The 22343-nt window shown below is 62.9% G+C and carries 19 protein-coding genes; 5 read left to right on the forward strand and 14 right to left on the reverse strand.

Annotated elements, in window-relative coordinates:
* Positions 1–58 precede the first annotated feature (58 nt).
* A complete protein-coding gene (locus FEZ60_RS05480) occupies positions 59–331 on the forward strand; it encodes a WhiB family transcriptional regulator (RefSeq protein WP_172935712.1) in 273 nt (90 codons plus the stop codon).
* 67 nt (positions 332–398) lie between these two features.
* Positions 399–1307 (forward strand): transporter substrate-binding domain-containing protein, encoded by a 909-nt coding sequence (locus tag FEZ60_RS05485; RefSeq protein WP_172935969.1) that lies wholly within the window; start codon positions 399–401, stop codon positions 1305–1307.
* A 6-nt stretch (positions 1308–1313) separates the two neighbouring features.
* On the opposite strand, the gene FEZ60_RS05490 is transcribed toward FEZ60_RS05485, so the two are convergent.
* The 14 genes from FEZ60_RS05490 to FEZ60_RS05555 form a co-directional block, all read right to left on the reverse strand.
* Entirely contained in the window at positions 1314–2909 is a 1596-nt protein-coding gene (locus tag FEZ60_RS05490) for a substrate-binding domain-containing protein (protein WP_346343335.1), read from the reverse strand.
* A 166-nt stretch (positions 2910–3075) separates the two neighbouring features.
* The gene (locus FEZ60_RS05495; RefSeq protein WP_033234157.1) at positions 3076–3507 is read right to left on the reverse strand and encodes an SRPBCC family protein; all 432 of its coding nucleotides are present in this window, start codon (positions 3505–3507) and stop codon (positions 3076–3078) included.
* A gap of 70 nt (positions 3508–3577) precedes the next feature.
* Positions 3578–5215 (reverse strand): cation acetate symporter, encoded by a 1638-nt coding sequence (locus tag FEZ60_RS05500; RefSeq protein ID WP_033234156.1) that lies wholly within the window; start codon positions 5213–5215, stop codon positions 3578–3580.
* On the reverse strand, positions 5212–5574 hold the full coding sequence (locus FEZ60_RS05505) for a DUF485 domain-containing protein (RefSeq protein ID WP_033234155.1): 363 nt from the start codon (positions 5572–5574) through the stop codon (positions 5212–5214). Before FEZ60_RS05505 ends, FEZ60_RS05500 begins: the two co-directional genes overlap by 4 nt.
* 150 nt (positions 5575–5724) lie before the next feature.
* On the reverse strand, positions 5725–7476 hold the full coding sequence (locus tag FEZ60_RS05510) for a cation acetate symporter (protein WP_033234154.1): 1752 nt from the start codon (positions 7474–7476) through the stop codon (positions 5725–5727).
* A gap of 11 nt (positions 7477–7487) precedes the next feature.
* The gene (locus tag FEZ60_RS05515; RefSeq protein WP_033234377.1) at positions 7488–7859 is read right to left on the reverse strand and encodes a hypothetical protein; all 372 of its coding nucleotides are present in this window, start codon (positions 7857–7859) and stop codon (positions 7488–7490) included.
* Positions 7856–8647, reverse strand: a complete 792-nt coding sequence (locus tag FEZ60_RS05520; RefSeq protein ID WP_045069117.1) for a LytTR family DNA-binding domain-containing protein — start codon at positions 8645–8647, stop codon at positions 7856–7858. The genes FEZ60_RS05515 and FEZ60_RS05520 overlap by 4 nt, the downstream gene beginning before the upstream one ends.
* Before the next feature lie 51 nt (positions 8648–8698).
* Positions 8699–9916, reverse strand: a complete 1218-nt coding sequence (locus FEZ60_RS05525; RefSeq protein ID WP_116102162.1) for a histidine kinase — start codon at positions 9914–9916, stop codon at positions 8699–8701.
* On the reverse strand, positions 9917–11131 hold the full coding sequence (locus FEZ60_RS05530) for a lipase family protein (RefSeq protein WP_095888404.1): 1215 nt from the start codon (positions 11129–11131) through the stop codon (positions 9917–9919).
* Positions 11128–12789, reverse strand: coding sequence for a Na+/H+ antiporter (locus FEZ60_RS05535; protein WP_033234150.1), 1662 nt, complete (start codon positions 12787–12789; stop codon positions 11128–11130). The genes FEZ60_RS05530 and FEZ60_RS05535 overlap by 4 nt, the downstream gene beginning before the upstream one ends.
* A 94-nt stretch (positions 12790–12883) precedes the next feature.
* Complete coding sequence (locus tag FEZ60_RS05540) at positions 12884–13075, reverse strand: antitoxin (protein WP_033234149.1); 192 nt, start codon at positions 13073–13075, stop codon at positions 12884–12886.
* Between the two features lie 115 nt (positions 13076–13190).
* Positions 13191–15689: an HAD-IC family P-type ATPase gene (locus FEZ60_RS05545; protein ID WP_242484455.1), complete on the reverse strand. Its 2499-nt coding sequence runs from the start codon at positions 15687–15689 to the stop codon at positions 13191–13193.
* Between the two features lie 68 nt (positions 15690–15757).
* Positions 15758–16873, reverse strand: a complete 1116-nt coding sequence (locus FEZ60_RS05550; RefSeq protein WP_172935714.1) for an MBL fold metallo-hydrolase — start codon at positions 16871–16873, stop codon at positions 15758–15760.
* A 43-nt stretch (positions 16874–16916) separates the two neighbouring features.
* Positions 16917–17648 (reverse strand): enoyl-CoA hydratase, encoded by a 732-nt coding sequence (locus FEZ60_RS05555; protein ID WP_045069110.1) that lies wholly within the window; start codon positions 17646–17648, stop codon positions 16917–16919.
* A 115-nt stretch (positions 17649–17763) separates the two neighbouring features.
* Here FEZ60_RS05555 and FEZ60_RS05560 point away from each other — a divergent pair, with 115 nt between their 5' ends.
* The 3 genes from FEZ60_RS05560 to FEZ60_RS05570 all read left to right on the forward strand — a co-directional run bounded on the left by FEZ60_RS05560 (position 17764) and on the right by FEZ60_RS05570 (position 22343).
* Positions 17764–18870 carry an NAD(P)-binding domain-containing protein gene (locus FEZ60_RS05560; protein ID WP_172935715.1) on the forward strand — a complete coding sequence of 369 codons (1107 nt, stop codon included), beginning with the start codon at positions 17764–17766 and terminating at the stop codon, positions 18868–18870.
* 222 nt (positions 18871–19092) lie between these two features.
* Positions 19093–21930, forward strand: a complete 2838-nt coding sequence (locus tag FEZ60_RS05565) for an ATP-binding protein (protein WP_172935716.1) — start codon at positions 19093–19095, stop codon at positions 21928–21930.
* Positions 21927–22343: a roadblock/LC7 domain-containing protein gene (locus tag FEZ60_RS05570; RefSeq protein WP_033234144.1), complete on the forward strand. Its 417-nt coding sequence runs from the start codon at positions 21927–21929 to the stop codon at positions 22341–22343. The genes FEZ60_RS05565 and FEZ60_RS05570 overlap by 4 nt, the downstream gene beginning before the upstream one ends.

A 22343-nucleotide genomic window follows, 5' to 3' on the forward strand; every position in this document is an offset into this window, starting at 1 on the left:
CTGTCCTCGCGCAACCCTCACCGGCCACACTGAGGCTCGAGCCGAAAGGACAACCACGATGACAACGCAGCACATGTCGGAACTGTGTGTGGACAACAACTGGCGCATGCTCGCAACCTGCAAGTCCGTTGATCCAGCGGTTTTCTATTCACCCGGCGAGGAACGCGGGCGCAATCGGCTTGTGCGCGAACAAACGGCCAAGCAGGTGTGCTTCCGCTGCCCGGTGATCGACGACTGCCTGAACTTTGCACTGGAGACCGGTGAACCACACGGCGTCTGGGGAGGAACGACACCAACGGAACGCCTCGTTCTCCGTCGCTCAGCAGCCTGAAAATTGGCCGGGTACAAGACCCCGATCACATCGATACCGGACATACAGGCAAGATGGCAACGTGCCTATGCCACGACGTTGCGTTGCCGTAACTGCAATCTTCGCCTCCGCGATCCTCTTGAGTTCATGCTCCACTCAGCCTGAGAGCGCCGCTGCAGTCCCGGAAACCACCACCAGCATTCCCGAGACCTTCACCAAGCTTCCGTCCACTGCAGCCGTGACGGAATGCGGTCCGGGCAGTGGCACGACCACCAACGACGGCACACTCACCATCGCCACCGGTTCGCCGTCGTACGAGCCCTGGTTTCACGACGGCGATCCGTCGAACGGGCAAGGATTCGAGGGTGCAGTGGCCCGCGCTGTGACCGAGAAACTTGGTTACAACCCCGATCAGGTCACGTTCACGAGCGTCGCATTCAACGACGCGCTGAAGCCTGGCAGCAAAGACTTCGACTTCGCGCTCGACCAGTTCACGATTTCCGGAGATCGCCGCGAGTCCGTCGATTTCAGCTCGCCGTACTACGCGGTGGCGCAGTCGGTCATTGCCTTGCAGAACAACGGCGCTGCACAGGCCACGGATCTGAATTCACTGACGCAGTACCGACTTGGCGCACAGGCCGGGTCGACCAGCCTGCTTGCCATCACCGAGACCATCAGTCCGTCAACCCCGCCGCGCAGTTACGCCAACACCGACGAAGCCAAGGCCGCATTGGCGGCCGGCGAGATCGACGCCCTGGTTGTCGACATTCCCACCGGATTCCACATCACGGAGACCGAACTGCCACAGTCCGTGATCGTCGGACAGTTTCCGCGGCCGAACGCCGTCACCGAGTTCTTCGGTGCCGTCCTCGAGAAGAACAGTCCACTTACCGCGTGTGTGTCGGCCGCAGTCGACTCACTGTATGCCGACGGAACCCTCGAAGCTCTTGCCACCGAATGGATCACCGATACTGCGGACGCAAAGATCCTCGACTAGATCCGATCAGTTGCCACGGCCGCTGATCGCGCCGACAAACACCTTGGGGATATCGGCGGGTGTGGGTGCGAAGTGACTGTTTCCGCCGGTGACTGCTGAAATCTGTTTCAATACTTCGGTATCCGCATCGCCGGTGACGCCGATGGTGATGATCGGTACCGGACGGGCGGCATCGCGCTCGCGTGCAAGAGTGTCGAGCAACTCCTCCCGCGAAATACCGGACGGATCGTCGTTGGCCCCGTCGGTCAGGAGAATGACCGAGTTGATCGACGACGGGTCATACGTGCTCTGGATCTGACGAAATGCCGCCAGAACACTGTCGTACAACCCAGTTCCGCCACCGACAAGTGACGGTAGCTCGTCGACGTGAGACAGAAGTTTGGTCCGATGATCGGTGTCGCCCTCGGGCGCATCCATGCGCGCAACAGGCTCGAGTTCGCGGTAATCGGTGCCGTCGCCGAGGTCGATCGAGAAGGCCCACAGACCCAATTGTGCATTGGCGGGGAACATTCGGATCGCGATGTCGCCGGCGTGCGCCGTAGCGGCCATTCGGGTCACGCCGCCCTCCATGTAGTCCATCGAGCCGGAGACGTCGACAACCGCCAATGCACGGGAGGGCCGGGACAGAATCTCGTAGCGCGCCAGCGCTGTGGCCACCACAGACGGATCGCTCGGAACCAACGGCGTGATAATCCCGACGCCGCCGCTCGGCAACGGTTCGTTGCCCGCTGCACGAAAACCCAGACCGGACAAGGCTGTGCGGCCGCTAGCAGACGTGAGTGCGTCGGCGAGAACCTGTGCGGCCGGCAGTGCAGTCGATTCTCCGGTCAGCGCCATCGGGTAATTCATGAACACCGTGCCGGACGTCGGCACTGCGGCGGTCAACCGAGCGTCGGGATGAGCGGCCATGTACGCGATGAACGTCTGTTCGGTGGTGACCGCGGTTCCGCTGTCCGCGGCAACCTTTTCTATGCGGATGGTCGAACCGGCTTCCTTCACATTCCCGAGTTGAGCTTGTGCCACGGGAACCAATGCGGCCGAGATGGACGCGGTATCGCCGCCGCGCGCCTGAGTTTCGGCAAACGCGGCAACGATGGGTGCGCTGGACACGGCGCTGGAAAGCGGATCACCGATATGCAGTCCTGGAACTGCCAGGACGTCGAGCCAGCTTGCCGGACTGGTAGTTTCACCGGATTTCGACACCGTGACCACCGGTGTGGACGCTACCGACGCACTGACCTTCGAGACGGAACGACCAGCCGCCCCGGCCTTGTCGAGCCATTCTGACGAATCGGGTATCCAGATCGCCGGACCGGAACCGCCGAGCGCAAGATCCCCGTAGGTTCGAGCCGAGTCCTGGGACACCACGGTGAACGATGCGCAACCGAGCTTTTCCGGATCAATCGTCGCCACTACCGCCTCGACGCCGGTGGCAATGGACGGATCAACTGCTACCACCAGATTGTCGGTCTGTGTGCACTCCGATGTCGCGGCGGTAGGCGTGACCGTCGGAGCATCCTCCCCCAGATTGCTGAAGGTGACGGCAAACGCCGCGGAACCTGCGACGGCAACCACCGACAGCACTCCAACCAGTACTTTCACCGATCGCGGCATAGACGCTGTTGGTACCCCGGACGAGCCGTGACGACCAGACATGTGCGGAATCCTCTCCGGCGGAGCACCAGGTTCATAACAAACCTATGCCCGGTTTATCCCGCCGAAAAGAATCCTAACTCATGTTTGCCGCAAAGTAACTACTTGCGAAAATTCAAGCGTAGATTCGAACGAACTGCGCCAACGACTGCTCGATATCCCCTTTGAGAGCCCGAGCAACGCCGGAACCGATGGGTCCGAAAAGCGGAGCGCCACCGAGTTCGACGGTCAACGCCAACTCCGAACCCGTGCCCTTGGCCTTGACGTCGAGTTCGAGCCCCAGCTTGACCCCACCCTTGCCGTCACCCTTGAGCGACAACGCCGAGGGCACGTCGTACTTCTTGATGGTCCAGCGCACACGATTACGCAGGCCTTTCACCGTGACAACTGAGCTGATCTCGGTTCCCACCCCCAACTGTTCGGGAAGTTCCCCTCGCCAACCGTCATGGACGACAAGCCAATTCTCGTAGCCACTGAGATCTGATGCCTTGTCCCACACTTCCTGCGGCGGAAGGGGGACGTCGATCTTCACTGTGAGTTTTGCCATGGTGGGACAATAGCGCTGTGCGCCTTTCTGGTTACCGGAGGTACCAGAAAGGCGCACGGGGGCTGCGCCCCTAGTGATCGACAGCCTTCTCGACGCCGACGCCGGTGAGGGAACGAACTTCCATCTCGGCCTGCTTGGCCGGATCCTCGGGCTTGTTGCGCCCGATGTAGGTACCGATGATGCCGAGGGCAAATGCCAGCGGGATCGAGACGATGCCGGGGTTGGAGAGCGGGAACCACGCGAAGTCCGAGTTCGGGAGCATCGACGACGGCTTGCCCGAGATGGCCGGGGAGAACACGATCAGCGTCAAGCAGCTGATCAGACCGCCGTAGATGCTGAACAGCGCACCCGTGGTGTTGAACTTCTTCCAGAAGAGCGAGTACAGCAGGGTCGGCAGGTTCGCCGAGGCCGCAACAGCAAAGGCGAGAGCCACCAGGAAGGCGATGTTCTGGCCCATGGCGCCGATACCGAGAACGATGGAGATGACACCGATCACGACAACGGTGATGCGTGAAACCCGAACCTGCTGTTCTTCGGTTGCGTTGCCGCGCTTGATGACACTGGCGTAGATGTCGTGAGCAAACGACGCAGATGCCGTGATCGCGAGACCGGCGACCACCGCGAGGATGGTGGCAAAAGCCACGGCCGAGATGATGCCGAGGAAGATCGTGCCGCCGAGCTCGAAGGCCAGCAGCGGTGCCGCAGAGTTCTCCTTGCCGGGAGCAGCCAGGATCACGTCGGGTCCGACCATCTTGGCTGCGCCGTAGCCGAGCACCAGCGTGAACAGGTAGAAGGCGCCGATCAGTGCGATCGCCCAAGTGACGGAACGGCGAGCTTCCTTGGCGGTGGGGACGGTGTAGAAGCGCATCAGCACGTGCGGCAGGCCTGCAGTGCCGAGCACCAAAGCGATTCCGAGAGAAATGAAGTCGAGCTGCGTCATCCCGGTCAGCCCGTACTTTGCGCCCGGCGCAAGAATGTCGCGACCGGCAACAGCTTCGTTGGAGGAGTTACTGACCACGTTCTGCGCATCCGCGAGGAGCTGGGAGAAGTTACCCCGGACCGCGAAGAGCACGAGCACGAACATGATTCCGGCGCCGGCCACCAGTAGAACGGCCTTGACCATCTGCACGTAGGTGGTGCCCTTCATACCGCCGACCAAGACGTAGACGATCATCAGCACGCCGACGATCGCGACCACGACTGCCTGACCGGTCTTACCTTCGATGTTGAGCAACAGCGCGACAAGTCCACCGGCACCGGCCATCTGGGCCAACAGGTAGAAGAGCGAGACAGCAAGTGTGGAGATCGCCGCGGCCATACGCACCGGGCGCTGTTTGAGGCGGAAGCTCAATACGTCGGCCATCGTGAATCTGCCGGTGTTGCGCAGCAATTCGGCGACCAGAAGCAAGGCCACGAGCCACGCGACGAGGAAGCCGATGGAGTAGAGGAAGCCGTCGTAACCGTAAACGGCGATGGCCCCGGCGATCCCGAGGAAGGAGGCAGCCGAAAGGTAGTCACCGGCGATGGCAAAACCGTTCTGCGGACCGGTGAACTGCCCGCCACCGGTGTAGAAGTCGGATGCCTTCTTCGTGGTGCGGCTGGCGCGAATGACGAGTGTCATCGTGCCGACGACAAACGCGAGGAAGATCGCGATGTTGAAGACGGGGTTTCCCACATCCGTCCCGGACGCGGCGAGTGTGGTGATCACGATACGGGGCCTTCCAGCTCGTCACGGATAGCAGCAGAACGCGGATCGAGTTCGCGGCCGGCGAACTTCACGTACCAGGCAGTGATCGCGAACGTCGTCACGAACTGTCCGAGGCCGAGAATGATGCCGAGGTTGATGTTGCCGATGACCTTGGTCGCCATGAAGTCGTGGGCGTAGGTCGCCAGAAGGACGTACACCGCATACCAGAGCAGAAAGAATGCAGTGATGGGGAAAACGAACTTGCGCAGGCGCGTCCGGAGTTCCTGGAACTCGGGACTTGCTTGCATGTCTATGAATGCCTGGGCATCCGGGGTCCGCCGCTCTTGCGGCGACCCCTCACTGACTTCTGCTGTGGACACTGCCGGCTCCTCGCCTCGCGTGTGAAGTGAACTACGTCCAGACGTTAGTGAGATCGGAGTCACATGAGATGGCTGTGGTGGCGCTCACACGGTGAGCTGTCGAGTCGTGCGCTGAACGGTCGTCCAAGCGCGACCAGCGGCACGCCGAAATCAGGGCTGACGCAGCTCGTCCTCGCGGTCGGAACCCATGTCCAGACGCTCGGGAGCATGCATACGAGTGAAGATCCGCGCTATATCCGCAGGTATCTGCTTGCTCGATGCCTTACTGACAACAACCATCGTGGCGAACGCGAGCGGCACGCTGACGGCGGCCGGAAACGCGAAGATCGCAGCGGGCCACCCGCTCAACACCGTTTCCGACAATCCGCCGAGGATCGCGACCGTTGCTGCCGTCCCGGCTACAAAGCCGCCCACCACCATGCCTGCGCCGGCGCCGACCGCGGTCAATCCGCGCCACCAGACGCCGAGCAGGAGCAACGGGCAGAGCGTCGACGCGGCAACGGCAAATACCAACCCGACGGTGATCGAGAGATCGACCGACACCACGGCAAGTGACATGGCCAGCGGAATCGCACCGGCCAGAAGGGCGGCGATCCGGAAATCGCGTATCCGCCCTCGTAGGACGTCGGTGCTGATCACACCGGCGATGCTCACGAGCAGACCAGACGACGTGGAGAGGAACGCGGCAATCGCGCCCGACGCCACCAGTGCTGCCAGCAACTGCCCGCCCCACCCCGAGAACACCGAACCTGGCAACAGCAGCACTGCAGCGTCGGAGGTTCCGGTGATCAGCAACTGCGGAACGTACAACCGAGCGAACACTCCGAGCAGGACCGGAAAAAAGTAGAAGACGCCAACAAGACCAACGACGGCCAGCGATGTCAGTCGCGCCGTCCGCCCGTCCGGATTGGTGTAGAACCGCACCAGTACGTGCGGCAATCCGAGCGTCCCGAGAAAGGTCGCGAGCATCAGCGAATACACCTGATACGTCGGGTGCGGACCGCCGAATCCCCAACCGGGCGTGATCCAATCCGAATTGTGCGCCGGCGCCCCGGCTACCACCGGAACGGCTGCACCGGCTTCCAGAACCATCGACATTCCCTCGCCGAGGGTGTGCTCACCCGGCTCGAGGACAACACTGCCCGTGGCCGAGCGACCATCCACCGTTCCTCCCTGCACTGTCACCGGTTCGGCCACCTGCACCACAACATCGGTGGTGATGTCCACGGTGGTCTGCTCGCTGACCGTCGGCGGCGCCGGAGCACCTACGTCATGTTCGTCAGCAAAGAAGTAGAAGGCCAGTGCCACAGCCGGAATCGCCACCGCAGACAGTTTGAGCCAGTATTGGAATGCCTGAACGAACGTGATCGATCGCATGCCGCCACCGACGACGTTGGCGATGACGATCACCCCGACCACAACCCCACCGATCCAACTCGGCACGCCGAGAAGGATATTGAGGGTCAGACCGGCCCCTTGGAACTGCGGAATCAGATAGAGAATGCACACCATCGCAACCACGAGCATTGCCAGTTTACGTAAACGCGGTGAACCCAAACGGAATTCAGCGAAGTCCGGAACGGTGTACGCACCCGATCTACGGAGTGGTGCTGCTACGAAAAGCAGTAGCGCCAGATAGCCCGCAGTGAACCCGATCGGGTACCACAACGCGTCCGCCCCGTACTTGGCCACCAGACCGGCAACACCGAGAAAGGACGCAGCAGAAAGGTATTCACCTGAGATCGCCGTGGCATTCCACTGCGGCCCCACCGTGCGGGAGGCAACCAGAAAGTCGGACGTGGTGCGAGAAAGCCGCACTCCGTAGATTCCGATCGCAACCGTCGCCACTGCTGCCGCCACGATGCCCAACACCGTCAACACCGGAATCGATTGCCCACCCACAGCGCCCGCGCTCAGTCGTCCACGAGATTGGTGAAGTCCTGCTCGTTGCGTTCAGCCCGACGCACGAACACCCACCCGGTGATCAGCAGCAAGGGCAACACGGCGCCGCCCATCACCAACCACGGAAGCCTGATCCCCCACACCGAGTAATCCGACAGCGCCGGAAAAAGCATGGTCGACAGCGGTATCGCGCACAATGATCCGGCTACGACCACAGCCAGCCGGATCGCCAGGCCCAACTGAGCACGAACCAGACCCCGGATCATGGCGTCGCCGACCTCGGTCTGTTCCTGCACCTCTACCCGGGTACGCACGATGCGGGCGCCGTGACGCTGCGCCAGCACCACCCGCTGACGCGCAGGCGGATCGGTGTGCCCACTCACCGCGCCAACCAACTCTGCTTGGGGGTGCGCACCAACCGATCCTTCAACTCGCGGGTATGCCGACGGCTCACCGGCAACTCCACCGGCGGCTTACCGCTGTGTGGGCGAAGAGTCACCACCAAACCACTCCCGACGGTGCGAATTCCGGTCACCAAGGCAAGGGACACCAGGTACGAACGGTGAACCCTCAGGAAACCCGCATCGGCCCAACGGGATTCGAGGGTGGAAATCGGGATCCGCACCAGATGCGACTTACCCGCCGTATGCAACCGCGCGTAGTCTCCGTCGGCTTCGACCCATTCCACCGCCGAGCGCTGCACCAGCGTCGTGACGCCGCCGAGTTCCACCGGAATCACTTCGTCGCTGGGTGCGGCATCGGCTTGTGCGCCCGCCTGATTACGCCCCGCGCGACCCACGATTCGGCTCACCGCCTGCGCCAGCCGCTCTTCGCGCAGCGGCTTGAGAAGGTAGTCGACCGCACCGAGATCAAAGGCGGCCACTGCCCGATCGTCGTGTGCGGTCACAAAGACAACCGGCGGCGGTGTCGCAAAATTGGAAAGAATCCCGGCCAGTTCCAAACCGTCCAGTCCTGGCATGTTGATGTCGAGAAAAACGCCGTCGATGCCACCGTCACGAAGGATCCGCAGCGCCGTCGTTGCATCCGACGCAGTGTGGACGTGCGCCACCGATTCTTGCGCGCGCAGCAGGAAAGCCAGCTCGTCGAGCGCCGGTTTCTCGTCGTCGACGGCAAGCACGGTCAGTTGGGCACCTATGTCAGTCTCATTCACAGCACACCCATATTCCCACGGTTACCCGCACCGAACCCACAAAGCCGCCGATCACACCCGAATGCCCTGCTTGAACTTGGGCACGCGCATGCTGACCTTGGTTCCGGCTCCCGGCGCGGTCTCCACCACCAGGCCGTAATCGTTGCCGAACGCCGCACGCAGGCGATCGTCGACGTTGGCCAGACCCACGTGCGCGGCCTCCCGGGCGCTGGGGCGGCCGGCCCCGGATTCGATGGCGTCGAGGGAACCGAACCGCAGCATGTCCGGGTCCATACCGACGCCGTCGTCCTCGACGCTGATGACGCAGTCCGGGCCTTCGTCTGCCGCCACGATGCTGATGGTGCCGCCCTCCGGTTTGCCGGAGATACCGTGCCGGACGGCATTCTCCACCAGTGGTTGCAGCGCCAGGAACGGCAGGACCACGTTGAGCACTTCGGGCGCCACCTGCAGTCGCACGTCCAGGGCATCACCGAACCTGGCCCGCTCGAGAGTCAGGTAGCGATCGATGTTGCGCAGTTCGTCGGCAAGCAAGGTGAACTCACCCGCCGAGCGGAACGAGTAGCGCGTGAAATCGGCGAACTCGAGGATCAGCTCACGCGCCCGCGGCGGATCGGTACGAACGAACGACGCCACGGTATTGAGTGCGTTGTAGATGAAATGTGGGCTGATCTGCGCGCGCAGTGCCCGCACTTCCGCTCGGTCGAGACGCGCCCGCGACGCATCGAGATCCGCAAGTTCGATTTGGCTGCACGCGTAGCGCGCGACCTCCGTGATCGCGCCGAGCATGCCGGGCCATGGGTCCTCCGTCGTCACGATCCCCAATACCCCGACAACGCCGCTGTCCTCGATGAGAAGCGGCTGGGCGATCAAGGCACGCACCGCGTGATCGTCACTGCCCCGCACCAGGTCCGAATGGGTCACGAGTACTCGGCGCTCACCTTCGATCGCCCGCAGTGCCGCATCGTGGAATTGTTCGGCCATCGATTCGTGCGGCCCGTTCCACGCCAGCACAACTCCCGCCGCGTCGGTGATGCCCAAACCTCGAGCGCCGGTCAATTCACGCAAGTGGGGTGCCGCTTCGGCAGCCGATTCACTGTCGAGTCCGCGCCGAAGTGGCCGCGCGGCAAGGGAAGCCGTATGCAGCGCCGTGTGCACCGCTCGTTCGGTGGGTGAGGTGACCTCGCGTCTGGTCCGCATCCAGACCGCCGCCAGAGCCGCGCTGAGAAGGGCAACCACGCAGGCAAACAGGACCGCGACCGTCGGACTCATCTAGGCCCCGCAGGTAGTGGGCGCAGGTACGCCGCTGAAACGATCCTGAATCCATTGAACGGCGCCGGGAACGGCCCGGCCGTCGGCATGCCCCTCCCCGGGCCGTGACACGAACTCGATCACGTCGCCGTCCGAACAAGCCCGGGCCACCGCTGCCTCGGTCCACTCGGGGAGAATCAGGTTGTCGTTTGCCCCGACCACCACATACATCGGGCCGCTCGCTTGCCCACGCGGCAGCGCGATGTCGCTCAGCCAGCCGTGAATTCGATCGGCATCGGCGTCAGTAGCCGGGCGCGTATCGGCCGGCGTCACCTTCCCCACCAACGACAACTTCTCGGGCGCCCTGGCCGTGAGGCACGACGACAGCAGTTCGTAATTCTCCGCAAACGCTCCGTGTACGTAGTCGTCACGCTCGAGATCCGGATGGGACAGCGACAGACCCTCGAGAACGTACGGCAGCAACAATTGTTGGGGCAGTGACAGATTCACATCCGCCCCACTGGTGATGATCGGCGAGATGTCGGCCGCGGGCGAAAGATTTGCCGCACCGACAAATTCGAGCCCGTCCCCGTATTCGCCTGCCTTCTCCGCAGCTGCCCACGACGCCTGACCACCTTGCGAGAGTCCCAACGTGGCCCACCTGTCCGACGTGTCCGGCACGATGTTGCGTGCCGCGCGCACCGCGTCGATCACGTTGTAGGCGGCGGTATCCGGTTGCAGGTACGGGTGCGGATCAGGAGTCCCGAGCCCCTCGAAGTCCGAGACCGCAACAACGTAACCCGCGTTCAGCAGCGGCTCCACCAGCCCCATCGCTCCGAGGAGCGTCGGCGAAGTTGACGGTGCACAATCGTCCGAGATTCCCGTGGTGCCGTGGCCGACGGAGACGATGGGCCAGCCACCTTCGGGAGGAGTTCCGGGTGGGGTGAATACCGTTCCCGACACCTGTGTTTCGCGACCGTCGACGCCGGATGTGGAGCCGTACAGAATCTTCCGGGCGCTCGCTCCGGCGGCAGCGGTTGTCGCAAACGGTTGGTCCTCGAAGACAACGCCGCGTGCTGCGCTCACCGGGGCGGGCAGAGCCTGCGCGACAGATGTGGTGGACTGCGTCTGCGTTCCCGCTGTCTCCTCGGTTCCTGCAGATCCACAGGCCGAACTCACCACAAGGGCACTCGCCGCGAGCGTCCCCCAGATCACGTGCCGCAGTCGTGCACTCATGCTGTGCCATCCCCTCCGGCCGCCGCGCGAGCGCGGCGGCGCCGTACCCGTTCCTCAGCTGCAGCCTCTTCGAGATCAAGACTCTCCAACACGGTACGCAATACCTCGTCGTCGAGATCACCGTCGTCCCTCGCGGCAATCAACGCCATGCGCTGTGTGCGCAACGACTGATGCCGAAACTTGTCGAACAATGCACCCGCATTCCACATCGCCGTGTCGCGATCGTTGTTCTCGTCCGTCTCCTGCACTTGGAGTCTGGCCTGCATCGAGCGTCGCACGCGTTCGATGATTGCCTGAAGTTCGGCGCCGGCGACGCCTGGCGGTGGACTGGCCACCACGTCGGCCAGCGCTTTCTCACCGGCTTGACGAGAGATGGTGCGCGCCAACTCCATTTGCTCCTGCGTGCGCAACTGTTCGTAGGGATCGGCAACGTCCAGTCTGCGGATCAGGAACGGCAGTGTGGAACCTTGCAGGAGCAGCGTTCCCACCGCAACGATGAAGGCGATCGCCTGGATCACACCGCGGCCGGGAAACGGTTCACCGGAGGAGAGTGCAAACGGAATACCGCCGGCCGCGGCAAGAGTGACCACGCCGCGCATCCCGGCCCAGGACACGACTACGTTCTGTTTCCACGTCAACTGTTTCTGACGCTGCCCACGGCGCAACGTTATTCCGAATCGCACCCGGGAGTAGCTCAGGAACAACCACAGCGGCCGGATCACGATGACCACCGCCAACACCGCGAGCCCGTACAGGATTACGTTGACCGCCGGAAGACCGTCGTTGACGACATCGTCGATCACGAAGCTCAACTGCAGGCCCATATAGGCGAAGACGAACATCTCGAGTAGCGTGTCGAGGCTCGACCAGACGGACCGTTCCTGCAGCCTCGTCATGATCGAGGCATCCGTCGAATAGTGCCCGATCACCAAGCCCGCGACCACAACCGCGAGAACACCCGACGCATGGAGTTCTTCCGCGGCTAGATACGCGGCAAACGGAAGTACCAGGCCCAAACCCGTTTCGAGCGGCGAATCGTACATCCGAGCGCGTACGAATTTCACGATGAATGCAAGAACCAGGCCGATTGCTACTCCGCCGACCACTTCGTAGGCGAAGAACAGCAACGGCGAATCCGTGGCGATCCGAGTACCTGTCACCGCGGCGACGGCGACGGTGAACAACGTCAACGCAGTAGCGTCGTTGACCAGACCTTCACCCGTGAGAATTGCGATGACGCGCTTGGGCAATCCGAGTTTCTGTCCCACTGCCACGGCGCTGACCGCGTCGGTGGGTGCGATCACCGCGCCGAGCACCAGTGCCGCACCGATCGTGAATTCCGGCACCAGCCATTCGGCGAAGAAGGCGACCACGAAGGCCGTCACGAGGACCATCCCGACACCCAGACGCAAGATCGCCGCGAGGTTGCGTTTGAACGTCGCCACCGAGAATTTCAGCGCAGCCGAATAGAGCAACGGCGGAAGTACTACACCCAGAATGACGTGTGGATCGAGTTCGGGCCGAGGCATTCCCGGGATGAACGACGCGACCGAACCCACAGCTACCAGAACCAGAGGCGCCTGAAGATTTCGGCGGTTCGCCAGCCCTGTCACTGCGATGGCGGCGATGACGACCAGCAGAATCCAGGTGAAGTTCACCCGTTCATTGTGCCCGCCCAGACTGACAAGTCACCCAGCGGACGCACAGGAGCCCACAACCTCGTCGAGGTGTGGGCTCCTGATTGCTGGCGGGCTACTCCTTTTCGGGAACAGCCTTCTTGGCAGCCTCGGCTGCCTTGTCGATCTGATCGCCGTACTTTCCGCCGGTCTTGTTATCGGCGATGTCGGCGACCTTGTCGATTGCGTCGTGAACCTTGTCGGAGTTCTCCGAGGCAAGTTCCTGGCCTTTCTCGACCAGACCCTTGACGTTGTCCAAGAAACCCATTTTGTGTCCTCTCCCGGTGCTCATGCACATCCTGCTGCGGAAAGTAGAACCTCCGCACACACATAGATTCTCACAGGTCGAACGATGTGGCGCCATCAAGGTGGGGGGCTGGAAACTACTTCTGCGCCTCCGCGTGATGGTGTTCCCCGGGCAGATCGTCCGGCGTGGTGAACAGCTTTCGCTTCTCACCGTGCAACCGGGCACTGACCCACCAGGACACCTCCACCAATACGACGCCTACCGCACCGAGAGTGATCGCGAGTGTAGTTGCTGCCACATTGCTCGGATCCAACTTGAAGAACTCACGGGTGAACGGCAACGCGAACAAGATCAGGTAGCCGGCGACTGAACCACCGATCAGCACCAACTTCCACCACACGTACGGTCGCGCAACGACGGCCAGTACCCACAGCGCGATCATGATCAACGTGATCAGAGCAGTGGTGCCTTCCTGCTCAGGTGTCAGATCGTGATTACGGTGCGCGAGCACGTACGCGATGAAGGTGGTGACGCCGATAATGATTCCCGACGGCAACGCCAGTCGCATCACGCGTGGCACGAAGCCGGAACGGGCCCGTTCGTTGTTCGGTGCCAGCGAAAGAATGAACGCGGGGATACCGATCGTGAACCAGGCCGCGATGGTGACGTGGCGCGGCAGGAACGGGTACGACAGCGGTTCGAAGTCGAGCATCTTCGACAGCACACCGGTGATTCCGATCAGGAACGCGAGAACCACCGAGTACACGGTCTTGGTCAGGAACAGGTTGGAGACACGTTCGATATTGCCGATCACTCGACGGCCTTCGGCCACCACGTACGGTAACGTCGCGAACTTGTTGTCCAACAGCACGATCTGAGCGACAGCGCGCGTCGCGGGACTGCCGGATCCCATCGAGACTCCGATGTCGGCGTCCTTGAGGGCCAGGACGTCGTTGACCCCGTCGCCGGTCATCGCGACGGTGTGGCCGCGAGACTGCAAGGCCGCAACCATCTCTCGCTTCTGATCCGGGCGAACGCGTCCGAAGGTGGTTGCGCCGTCAAGTACGTCGGCCAGTTTCTCCTGATCGCTCGGAAGCTCACGCGCATCGATTGGTCGATCGCCGCCTTCGAGTCCGAGCGAACCTGCCACTGCACCGACGGACACGGCATTGTCACCGGAGATGACCTTGACGGCTACCCGTTGACTTGCGAAGTACTCCAACGTTTCCTGCGCGTCCGGGCGAACTTTCTGCTCGAGGACAACCAAGGCTTCCGGTGTCACGACGCCCGGAGCGTCGCTGTCGTCGACCGGCAGGTTGCTGCTGCCCAACATGAGAACACGAAGTCCGCTTGAGCCGACTTCTTCTGCCAGACGGGCCATCTCCGACGACGGATCGAGGAGCACGTCCGGAGCACCGAGCACCCAGTTGCCGTGGACGCCGTACGACTGCCCGCTCCACTTCTTCGCAGATGAGAACGGTGCCACCGATGTAGCTTCACCCCAGCCTGCGTCGTCGGTCAGGGACTCACGGATCGCCAGAACACTGGCGTTCGGCCGAGGGTCGGACGCAGCCATCGCGGCGAGCGCGGCCTTGATCACCGACTCGTCGGCAGACCCGTCGGCGAGTTTCAACTCCGATAGCCGCATACCGTTCTCGGTCAGGGTTCCCGTCTTGTCTGCACACACGACGTCGACGCGAGCGAGCCCCTCGATCGCGGGCAATTCCTGAACGAGGCACTGCCGCTTGCCCAATCGAATGACGCCGACGGCAAAAGCGATGGACGTCATGAGCACCAGGCCCTCGGGGACCATCGGGACGAGGGCCGCGACCATGCCGTTCAGAGCCGGACCGAGGGACTCACCGCTCGAGAACAGCTGGTTGTAGATGATCAGCGCACCAGCCGGGATCATCAGGTACGTGATGAATTTCAGAATGCGGTCGATGCCGCTGCGCAGTTCCGAATGAACGAGCGTGAACTTGCTGGCCTCTTCCGCGAGCTTCGCGGCATACGCGTCGCCCCCGACCTTGGTGGCGCGATACGCGCCGCTGCCCGCGGCGACAAAACTGCCCGAGAGTATCGACTCACCGACGCTCTTGTGTACCGGATCTGCTTCACCGGTGAGCAACGACTCGTCCACTTCGAGCGCCGACGACGACACCACTTCGCCGTCGACGACAATCTGATCGCCCGAACCCAATTCGATAATGTCATCGAGCACAACATCTTTGGGGGCCAACGCAACAGCAATACCGTCACGCCGGACCATGGGCTTCGCTTGACTGACGATCGCCAAGGCGTCCAGCGTTTTCTTGGCGCGGATCTCCTGGATGATGCCGATACCGCTGTTCGCGATGATCAACAGTCCGAACATTCCGTCGATCACGGAGCCGGTTGCCAGAACAATCACCAGCAGCACCAGCAGGATCGCGTTGATCCTCGTGAACACATTGCCGCGAACGATGTCCTTGACCGAACGAGACGCCCGATCGGGTACGTCGTTGGTCTGCCCCGACGCGATCCGCGACGCAACTTGATCTGCGGTCAGGCCCCGGACAACGTCGACGGCATCCCCGTCACCGTCCGTCGCGATCGAGGTCGCCGTGCCTTCTGAACCGATGTGCTCGTGAGCCATGGTCAAAGATTACGCACTCGCCGAGACAAAACCGGGTCCGACTCCGATCGCCGCCTCGAGTCGATCGGTTACCCCAGGGGAATCCACCATTTTGTCGGCGGTTGCGCGGACAGCGCATCGATCCGTCCACCCGGCATCGGCACCGCCACCGTCGTGCCGACATCGGCGGCAGCTTCGGTCAACCGGATGATCGGCTCGGACCACGAGTGGAACGCCAGATTGAACGTAGCCCAGTGAATCGGAACAAACACCCCGCGCGTGGGGTCGCCGCAGTTGAGATCCGCGTGGGTCTGAACCGCTTCTTCCGGGTTCATGTGGATGTCCGGCCACCGCACGTCGTATGCGCCGACAGGCAGGAGGGTCAGGTCGAAAGGCCCGTACGTGGTGCCGAGTTCCGCGAACCGCGGTGTGTATCCGCTGTCCCCTCCGAAGAACACTCGATGCTTCGGCCCGGCAAACACCCACGATGCCCACTGGGTCGCGTTGCGGACAAGACCTCGCCCGGAAAAGTGTCGAGCTTCGGTGCAGGTAAGCACCAGGTCACCGATAGTCGTCGACTCGTCCCAGTCCAATTCGACGATGCGGTTCTCCGGCACCTTCCAATGCCGCAGATGCGCGCCGATCCCGATCGGCACCACAAAGGGCGCCGCCTGGGTGCGGGTCAGAGTCTTGACCGTCTCCATGTCGAGGTGGTCGTAATGATCGTGGGAGATGACAATCGCATCCACGCTCGGGAGGTCCGCCAACGCCACCGGAGCGGCATGCATACGCGCGGGACCGACTGTGGCAGAAGGTGATACACGCTCACTCCACACGGGATCGGCTAGCACCCGGTAGCCATCGACCTCGACGAGGACACTCGAATGCCCGTACCAGGTGACAGCTGCTCCCCCGGCCTGAGCCGGTGCGAGCGGCGTCGCCAACGGGATGGGCGCGCGAGGCCGACCCGTCGAACCGCGGGTGAGCAACGACTTTGCCATCCCGGCATCGGTGCCCGGCACGAGCACGCTGCTGGGGTCCGAATTGTGGAACTGACGATTCCGATATCGAGGTGACATCGCCGCATAGGGTTGCACCGCATTGCGCGACGCCCCGATCTGCGTCGGGATTCCCCATGCGGCGCGGGCTATCCATCCTGCTGCCGCGGTGATCGCGGCAGCACCGAGAAGCGTCGTCGTCTTCATTGGGCCCAGACTAGCGACTATTTGCCTTCGGAGCGGGACGCGACTATTTGCCCTTGAAGACCGGTGGGCGGTTTTCGATGCGGGCGGCGCGGGCTTCCTGCACGTCGTCACTGAGCCACGCGGCGTGCAGTGCGTCGAGTTGCTCGGGCGACTGTTCTTCCATCGTTCCGTCGTCGTTGAGGACCATCTTCATATGACGCAAGGACAGTGGTGCGAGGTTGGCGATGCGGTGCGCCCATTCCTGGGCGTCGTCGAGGGTGCCGATCTTGTTGGCAAGTCCGCGGTTGAATGCTTCTTCGGCGCCGATCTGCTCGATGCCGAGGAGAACGGTGCGAGCGGGGCCACCGCCGACGAGTGACGCCAACCGTCGCATCGTCCATTTGTCGACAGACACACCCAGCGTCGCCGCTGGAATGCCGAACCGCGCAGCCGGGGCGACAACACGCAGGTCGGAGGCAATGGCCAGCTGCGTGCCTGCACCGATGGCCGGACCGTTGACCGCGGCGATCACCGGGATCGGCGCCGTGTCGATCGAGCGGAGCATCTCGAAAAGTCGGTCGGTGAAGCCTTCCATGTACACGTCACCGGACAGGTCGGCACCGGCGCAGAATGCGGACCCCTGTCCGGTGATCACGATGACGTGAGCGCGATCGGCGACGGCGGCATTCACTGCGTCCTTGATCGCGATGCAGAGTTCCGCACTGAGCGCGTTGCGACGCTCGTGACGCTGCAATTCGATGGTCACGACATTGCCGTCACGGGAAGTCCCGATCATGTCCGCTCACTTTCTTTTCTGGAAGGCTCGTGCGCAAGGGTTGATCCGAATGCAGTTTGCCGACCACGTAGTTCTCTCACCGCAGAGTTCTGCGCATCAGGAGGTTAGATTACCGATGAGTACGAACGATAGTGACGAGGGACGCAGCGAGAGCGTCGATGTCGACATCGTGGTGATCGGCGCCGGCCAGGGCGGATTGTCCGCGGCGTACCACCTCCGCAAGTTCTCTGTTCTACCCGAATCGGGATTTGTCGTGCTCGATCACGCAGCCGGTCCCGGCGGTGCCTGGCAGTTTCGGTGGCCGAGCCTGACCTTGAGCACCGTCAACGGAGTTCACGATCTCCCGGGTATGTCGTTCGCGGAAACAACGGGAACCGACGCCGAGCAGGTACCGGCGTCGGTTGCGGTACCCCATTACTTCGAGTTGTACGAGAAGCAATTCGAACTGCCCGTCCACCGACCCGTCCATACGCGAGTGGTGTGTCCGAGGCAGGAACGTCTACGGATCGAGACCGACCACGGCGTCTACGCGGCCCGCGGGCTGATCAATGCGACCGGAACCTGGGAGCGCCCGTTCATTCCTTACTACCGTGGTGCCGCGTCGTTCCGTGGGCGCCAATTACACACCAAGGACTACTACTCGGCCAACGAGTTCGCGGGCAAACATGTTGTTGTTGTCGGTGGTGGCATCTCCGCGGTGCAATTGCTCGACGAGATTTCACAGGTAACGACCACCACGTGGGTGACGCGTCGCGAACCGGAGTTCCGCGACGAACCGTTTTCCCCGGAGATCGGTCGGGATGCCGTCGCCATGGTCGAGGACCGAGTACGACGCGGTTTGCCGCCAGGGTCGGTCGTGTCGGTCACCGGCCTTCCGGTGACGCCTGCCATTCGTGCGGCACGCGAACGTGGCGTGATGACGCGACGACCGATGTTCTCGGAGATCCTTCCGGACGGGGTGCGATGGGCCGACGGCACAACCGTGTATGCCGATGTCATCTTGTGGTGCACTGGGTTTCGGAGTTCGCTCGACCACCTGGCGCCGCTTCGACTGCGTGGGACCGGCGGCGGAATCGAGATGAGCGGTCGCCTCGCAACTCAGGTGGCTTCCGATCCTCGTGTGCATCTGGTTGGCTACGGGCCCTCCTCGTCGACGATCGGCGCGAACCGCGCCGGCCAGGCAGCTGCAGCTGAGTTGACGTCCTTTCTCGAACTTCGCTGATCCAGCTTCCATTTGGCTACGTTTGCCCGATTCGTCCTTTAGCTGATCAGACAGGACATTTTCGGCCCAAGGTCCGGAATCCGGCATACGCCTAGCCTGTCACGGATCGGTCTGTTACCGTTCAGCTAACCTTTCTTCGATTGCGTGCGCTCGAAGGAGTGCGCGCAGTGACCCATCCGGGGGACTGGGCGAGGGGGCAAATATGAAGGGGAAGCGGTCCGCATGAAACACGATGCACACACAGCAACCTCCTGGTGGTCGATCGGCGAGTGGCGCCTCGGTTGGAAGGTCGTCGCGGTCCTTGCCGTTCCGATGCTCATCGCCGTCGTACTCGGCGCCTTCCGGATCCAGGCCGAACTGGCCGAGGCCTCCAGGCTCAGTTCCTCATCCGAACGAGTGCTCGCAGTACCCGCAGCCCTCCACCTCGAGGAAGCTCTGTACGACCTCGCAGTCGCATCCTCTTCCGGCACTGAAACAACGACTGCCACAACGGCAGTGAACGATTCGATGCAGGAACTTGTCACCGCCGGCCGCTCGTTCCAGGCCGACGACGTGCTCAACGACAAAGTCACCCGAGCTTTGGAGGACAGCACATCCATCGTCGACGAAGTGGCAGCGGGCGCAGTTGCACCGGCACGGCTCGTCACACTCGTCAATGAAGTGTCCAGCAACATCTCGAGCGCATTCACCGACGTCATCAATACATCCCAGCGCCCCATTCTGCGTCAGCGCGGCGGCGAGTTCTCGTCCCTGTGGGAAGCACGTCGGGCATTGTCCGATCAGCGCGTTCTGTTCGGCTCCGGCCGCCTCGATCAACAAACACGCACCGCGCTTGCCACCACCGCCGGCGTGGAGCTAGCGGCACTCGACAAGGTGCTACCACCAGACGAATCGGACAGCTCACCGACCGCAGTGGCCGTCAACGCGCTGCGTTCGTCCGCACAGAGCCGCATCGCCGAAATCGGCGCCACCTCGTCGTCGTCCCCGCTCAGCAGTCAGGTCGATATCGGACTGCAAACCAGTAGCGACCAGTACGACGAGGTCACCGACGCAGCCGTCGAACAGTTCGGCACCAGCGTGACCGCCGAATCCAACACTGCCCGAACTGCAGCTCTGCGCGACACTGCCCTGGTTCTCGCCGCTGTCCTCGCCGCACTCGTGATCGCGTTGATCATCAGTCGCTCGTTGGTCGATCCCATCCGACGTCTCCGGTTCGCGGCACTGCAAGCATCACGACGCGGACTGCCCGAGGCCATCGAACGAATCCGCTCCGGCGAAAAGATCAGCGACCTCGAAATCCCCCGTGTACCCGTCCACACTCACGAGGAAATCGGACAGCTTGCCCGCGCAGTCGACGACATGCACGGGCAGGCCATCAGCCTGGCAGGCGAACAGGCAACCCTGCGACGCCAGGTCAACGACATGTTCGAAACGCTGTCACGGCGCAACAAGTCCCTCGTCGAACAGCAACTCGGCCTGATCGAGCAACTCGAGCAGGACGAAGACGACCCGAAGCGCCTCGAAAACCTATTCCGCCTCGACCACATCGCGGCCCGAATGCGACGCAACGGCGAGAACCTTCTCATCCTGTCCGGCACCGAAAGTCGACGCGGTCGAACCGCGCCGATCCAGCTTGCCGACGCTCTGCGAGCCTCCGTCTCCGGAGTCGAGGACTACCTTCGCGTCGGGCTCGGTCAGATTCCGTCCGCCGTCATCAGCGGACAAGCCAGCGCAGACGTCGTACACATTGTTGCCGAACTCCTCGACAACGCACTGCGATACTCACCGCCCGAGTCGACCGTGACCATCAACGCGGCCCGCACCAACGACGGCTCCATGCTCGTGGAGGTCGCCGACCTGGGACTGGGAATGTCCACCGCGGATCTTGTCGACGCCAACGGGCGCCTGGCTTCGGGCGGCGAGATGACGCCGGACACTGCCCGGCACATGGGACTGTTCGTCATCAGCCGGATCAGTATGCGACACAACATTTCCGTTCGACTGCGGCCCACCGGCAATGCACCCGACCGCGCCGGCATCACCGCCTCGATCCTCCTACCCGCGGCACTGCTCGAAGCGCATCCGTCTGACACAGTGACTGCACCGTTCACTAGTCCGGCCCACCAGGGTGCTCCGGCCAGGAATGCTGCTCCCGTTCAGGCACCGCCGCTATCGGCTCAGCCTGTGCGCGCTCCCGAACCCACAGTGGCCGAGACATATTCGATGGGCGCGCAAGCACCCACCATGTCCGCTGCGGGACTTCCGCAGCGTCAGCCTGGTAACACCGTCAGGGCGGTCCTGCCGACGCCCGTCGGAGGCGCTCCCACAACTGTGACCGCGCAACTCGGCGCCAGCGCCCCTGTCGAACCGATCGGGCTGCCGCGTCGCACACCAGGTGCCAGCGGGGCAGCCGGAATCGGCGATCCCGTCACAGCGGCGCCGACGCCCGAACCGAGTGCATCACCTGCCGAGCATTTCGTCGCTCCGGCGGAAACTGTTGCCCCGGAGCCAATCACCGAACCGGCACCGAGGCACCGACTCAACTCCACCGCCCCGACCAACACCGCGGCGTTCTTCTCCTCTCGAGCGCGCGACGGTTTCCCACCACGTACCGGCGCACGCGCAACGGAACCTTCCGATGCGCCCGTCTCCGCTCCCCCGGCAGCATCACCGATCTACGCCCGCATGGTGTCCGAGTGGCTGGTCGACCCGACAGCGGGGACAGCTTCTGCCACAGGTGAAGTCGCCTGGACAACAGAAGCCGACCAGGGGTGGCTTGCGGCCCGGGCGTCGTTCGAATTGCCTGTCACCAGAATCGCCGACTCCGGTCTACCCATCCGTGATCGTGGTGCGAGGTTGGTTCCCGGCACTGTCGGCGGCACCAATGCACCATTGCGCTCGGGCACTCACCGCCAGAGCACGGATCCGGAGAACGTCAGACGCGGGTGGAGCGACTACCAGTCCGGCGTCAGTCGCGGACGGCGTCGTAGCACCGAGAATACTGTCGGGTCGACCACGCCCAGTGGTGCGAATGTGCGCAACGATGAAGGAGAACAGTGAATTCAGCCGGAGCCCAAGAGACTCCTCGCTCACTCGACTGGTTGGTTTCGGGTTTCGCCCGCGACGTACCGGGAGTGAGCCACGCGATCATCGTCTCGGCCGACGGACTGTTGAGTGCTGCGAGCACCCACCTTCCGCTCGATCGAGCTGACCAATTGGCCGCTGTGACTTCGGGACTCGCCAGCCTCTCCGCCGGTGCGTCACGGTTGTTCGACGGCGGAGCGGTCCTGCAATCAGTTGTCGAGATGGAGAACGGTTATCTACTGCTGATGGGCGTCGGCAGCGGCGCCTACCTGGCCGCGCTGGCCGTTGCGGGATGCGATATCGGTCAGATCGGGTACGAAATGGCAACTCTGGTCGACCGAGTCGGCCCGACGATGGACATTGCCGCTCGTTCGGGTCGGGATTCTTGA

It is taken from the genome of Rhodococcus sp. MS16 (assembly GCF_013277795.1).
Classification (GTDB): Bacteria; Actinomycetota; Actinomycetes; order Mycobacteriales; family Mycobacteriaceae; genus Rhodococcus_F; species Rhodococcus_F globerula.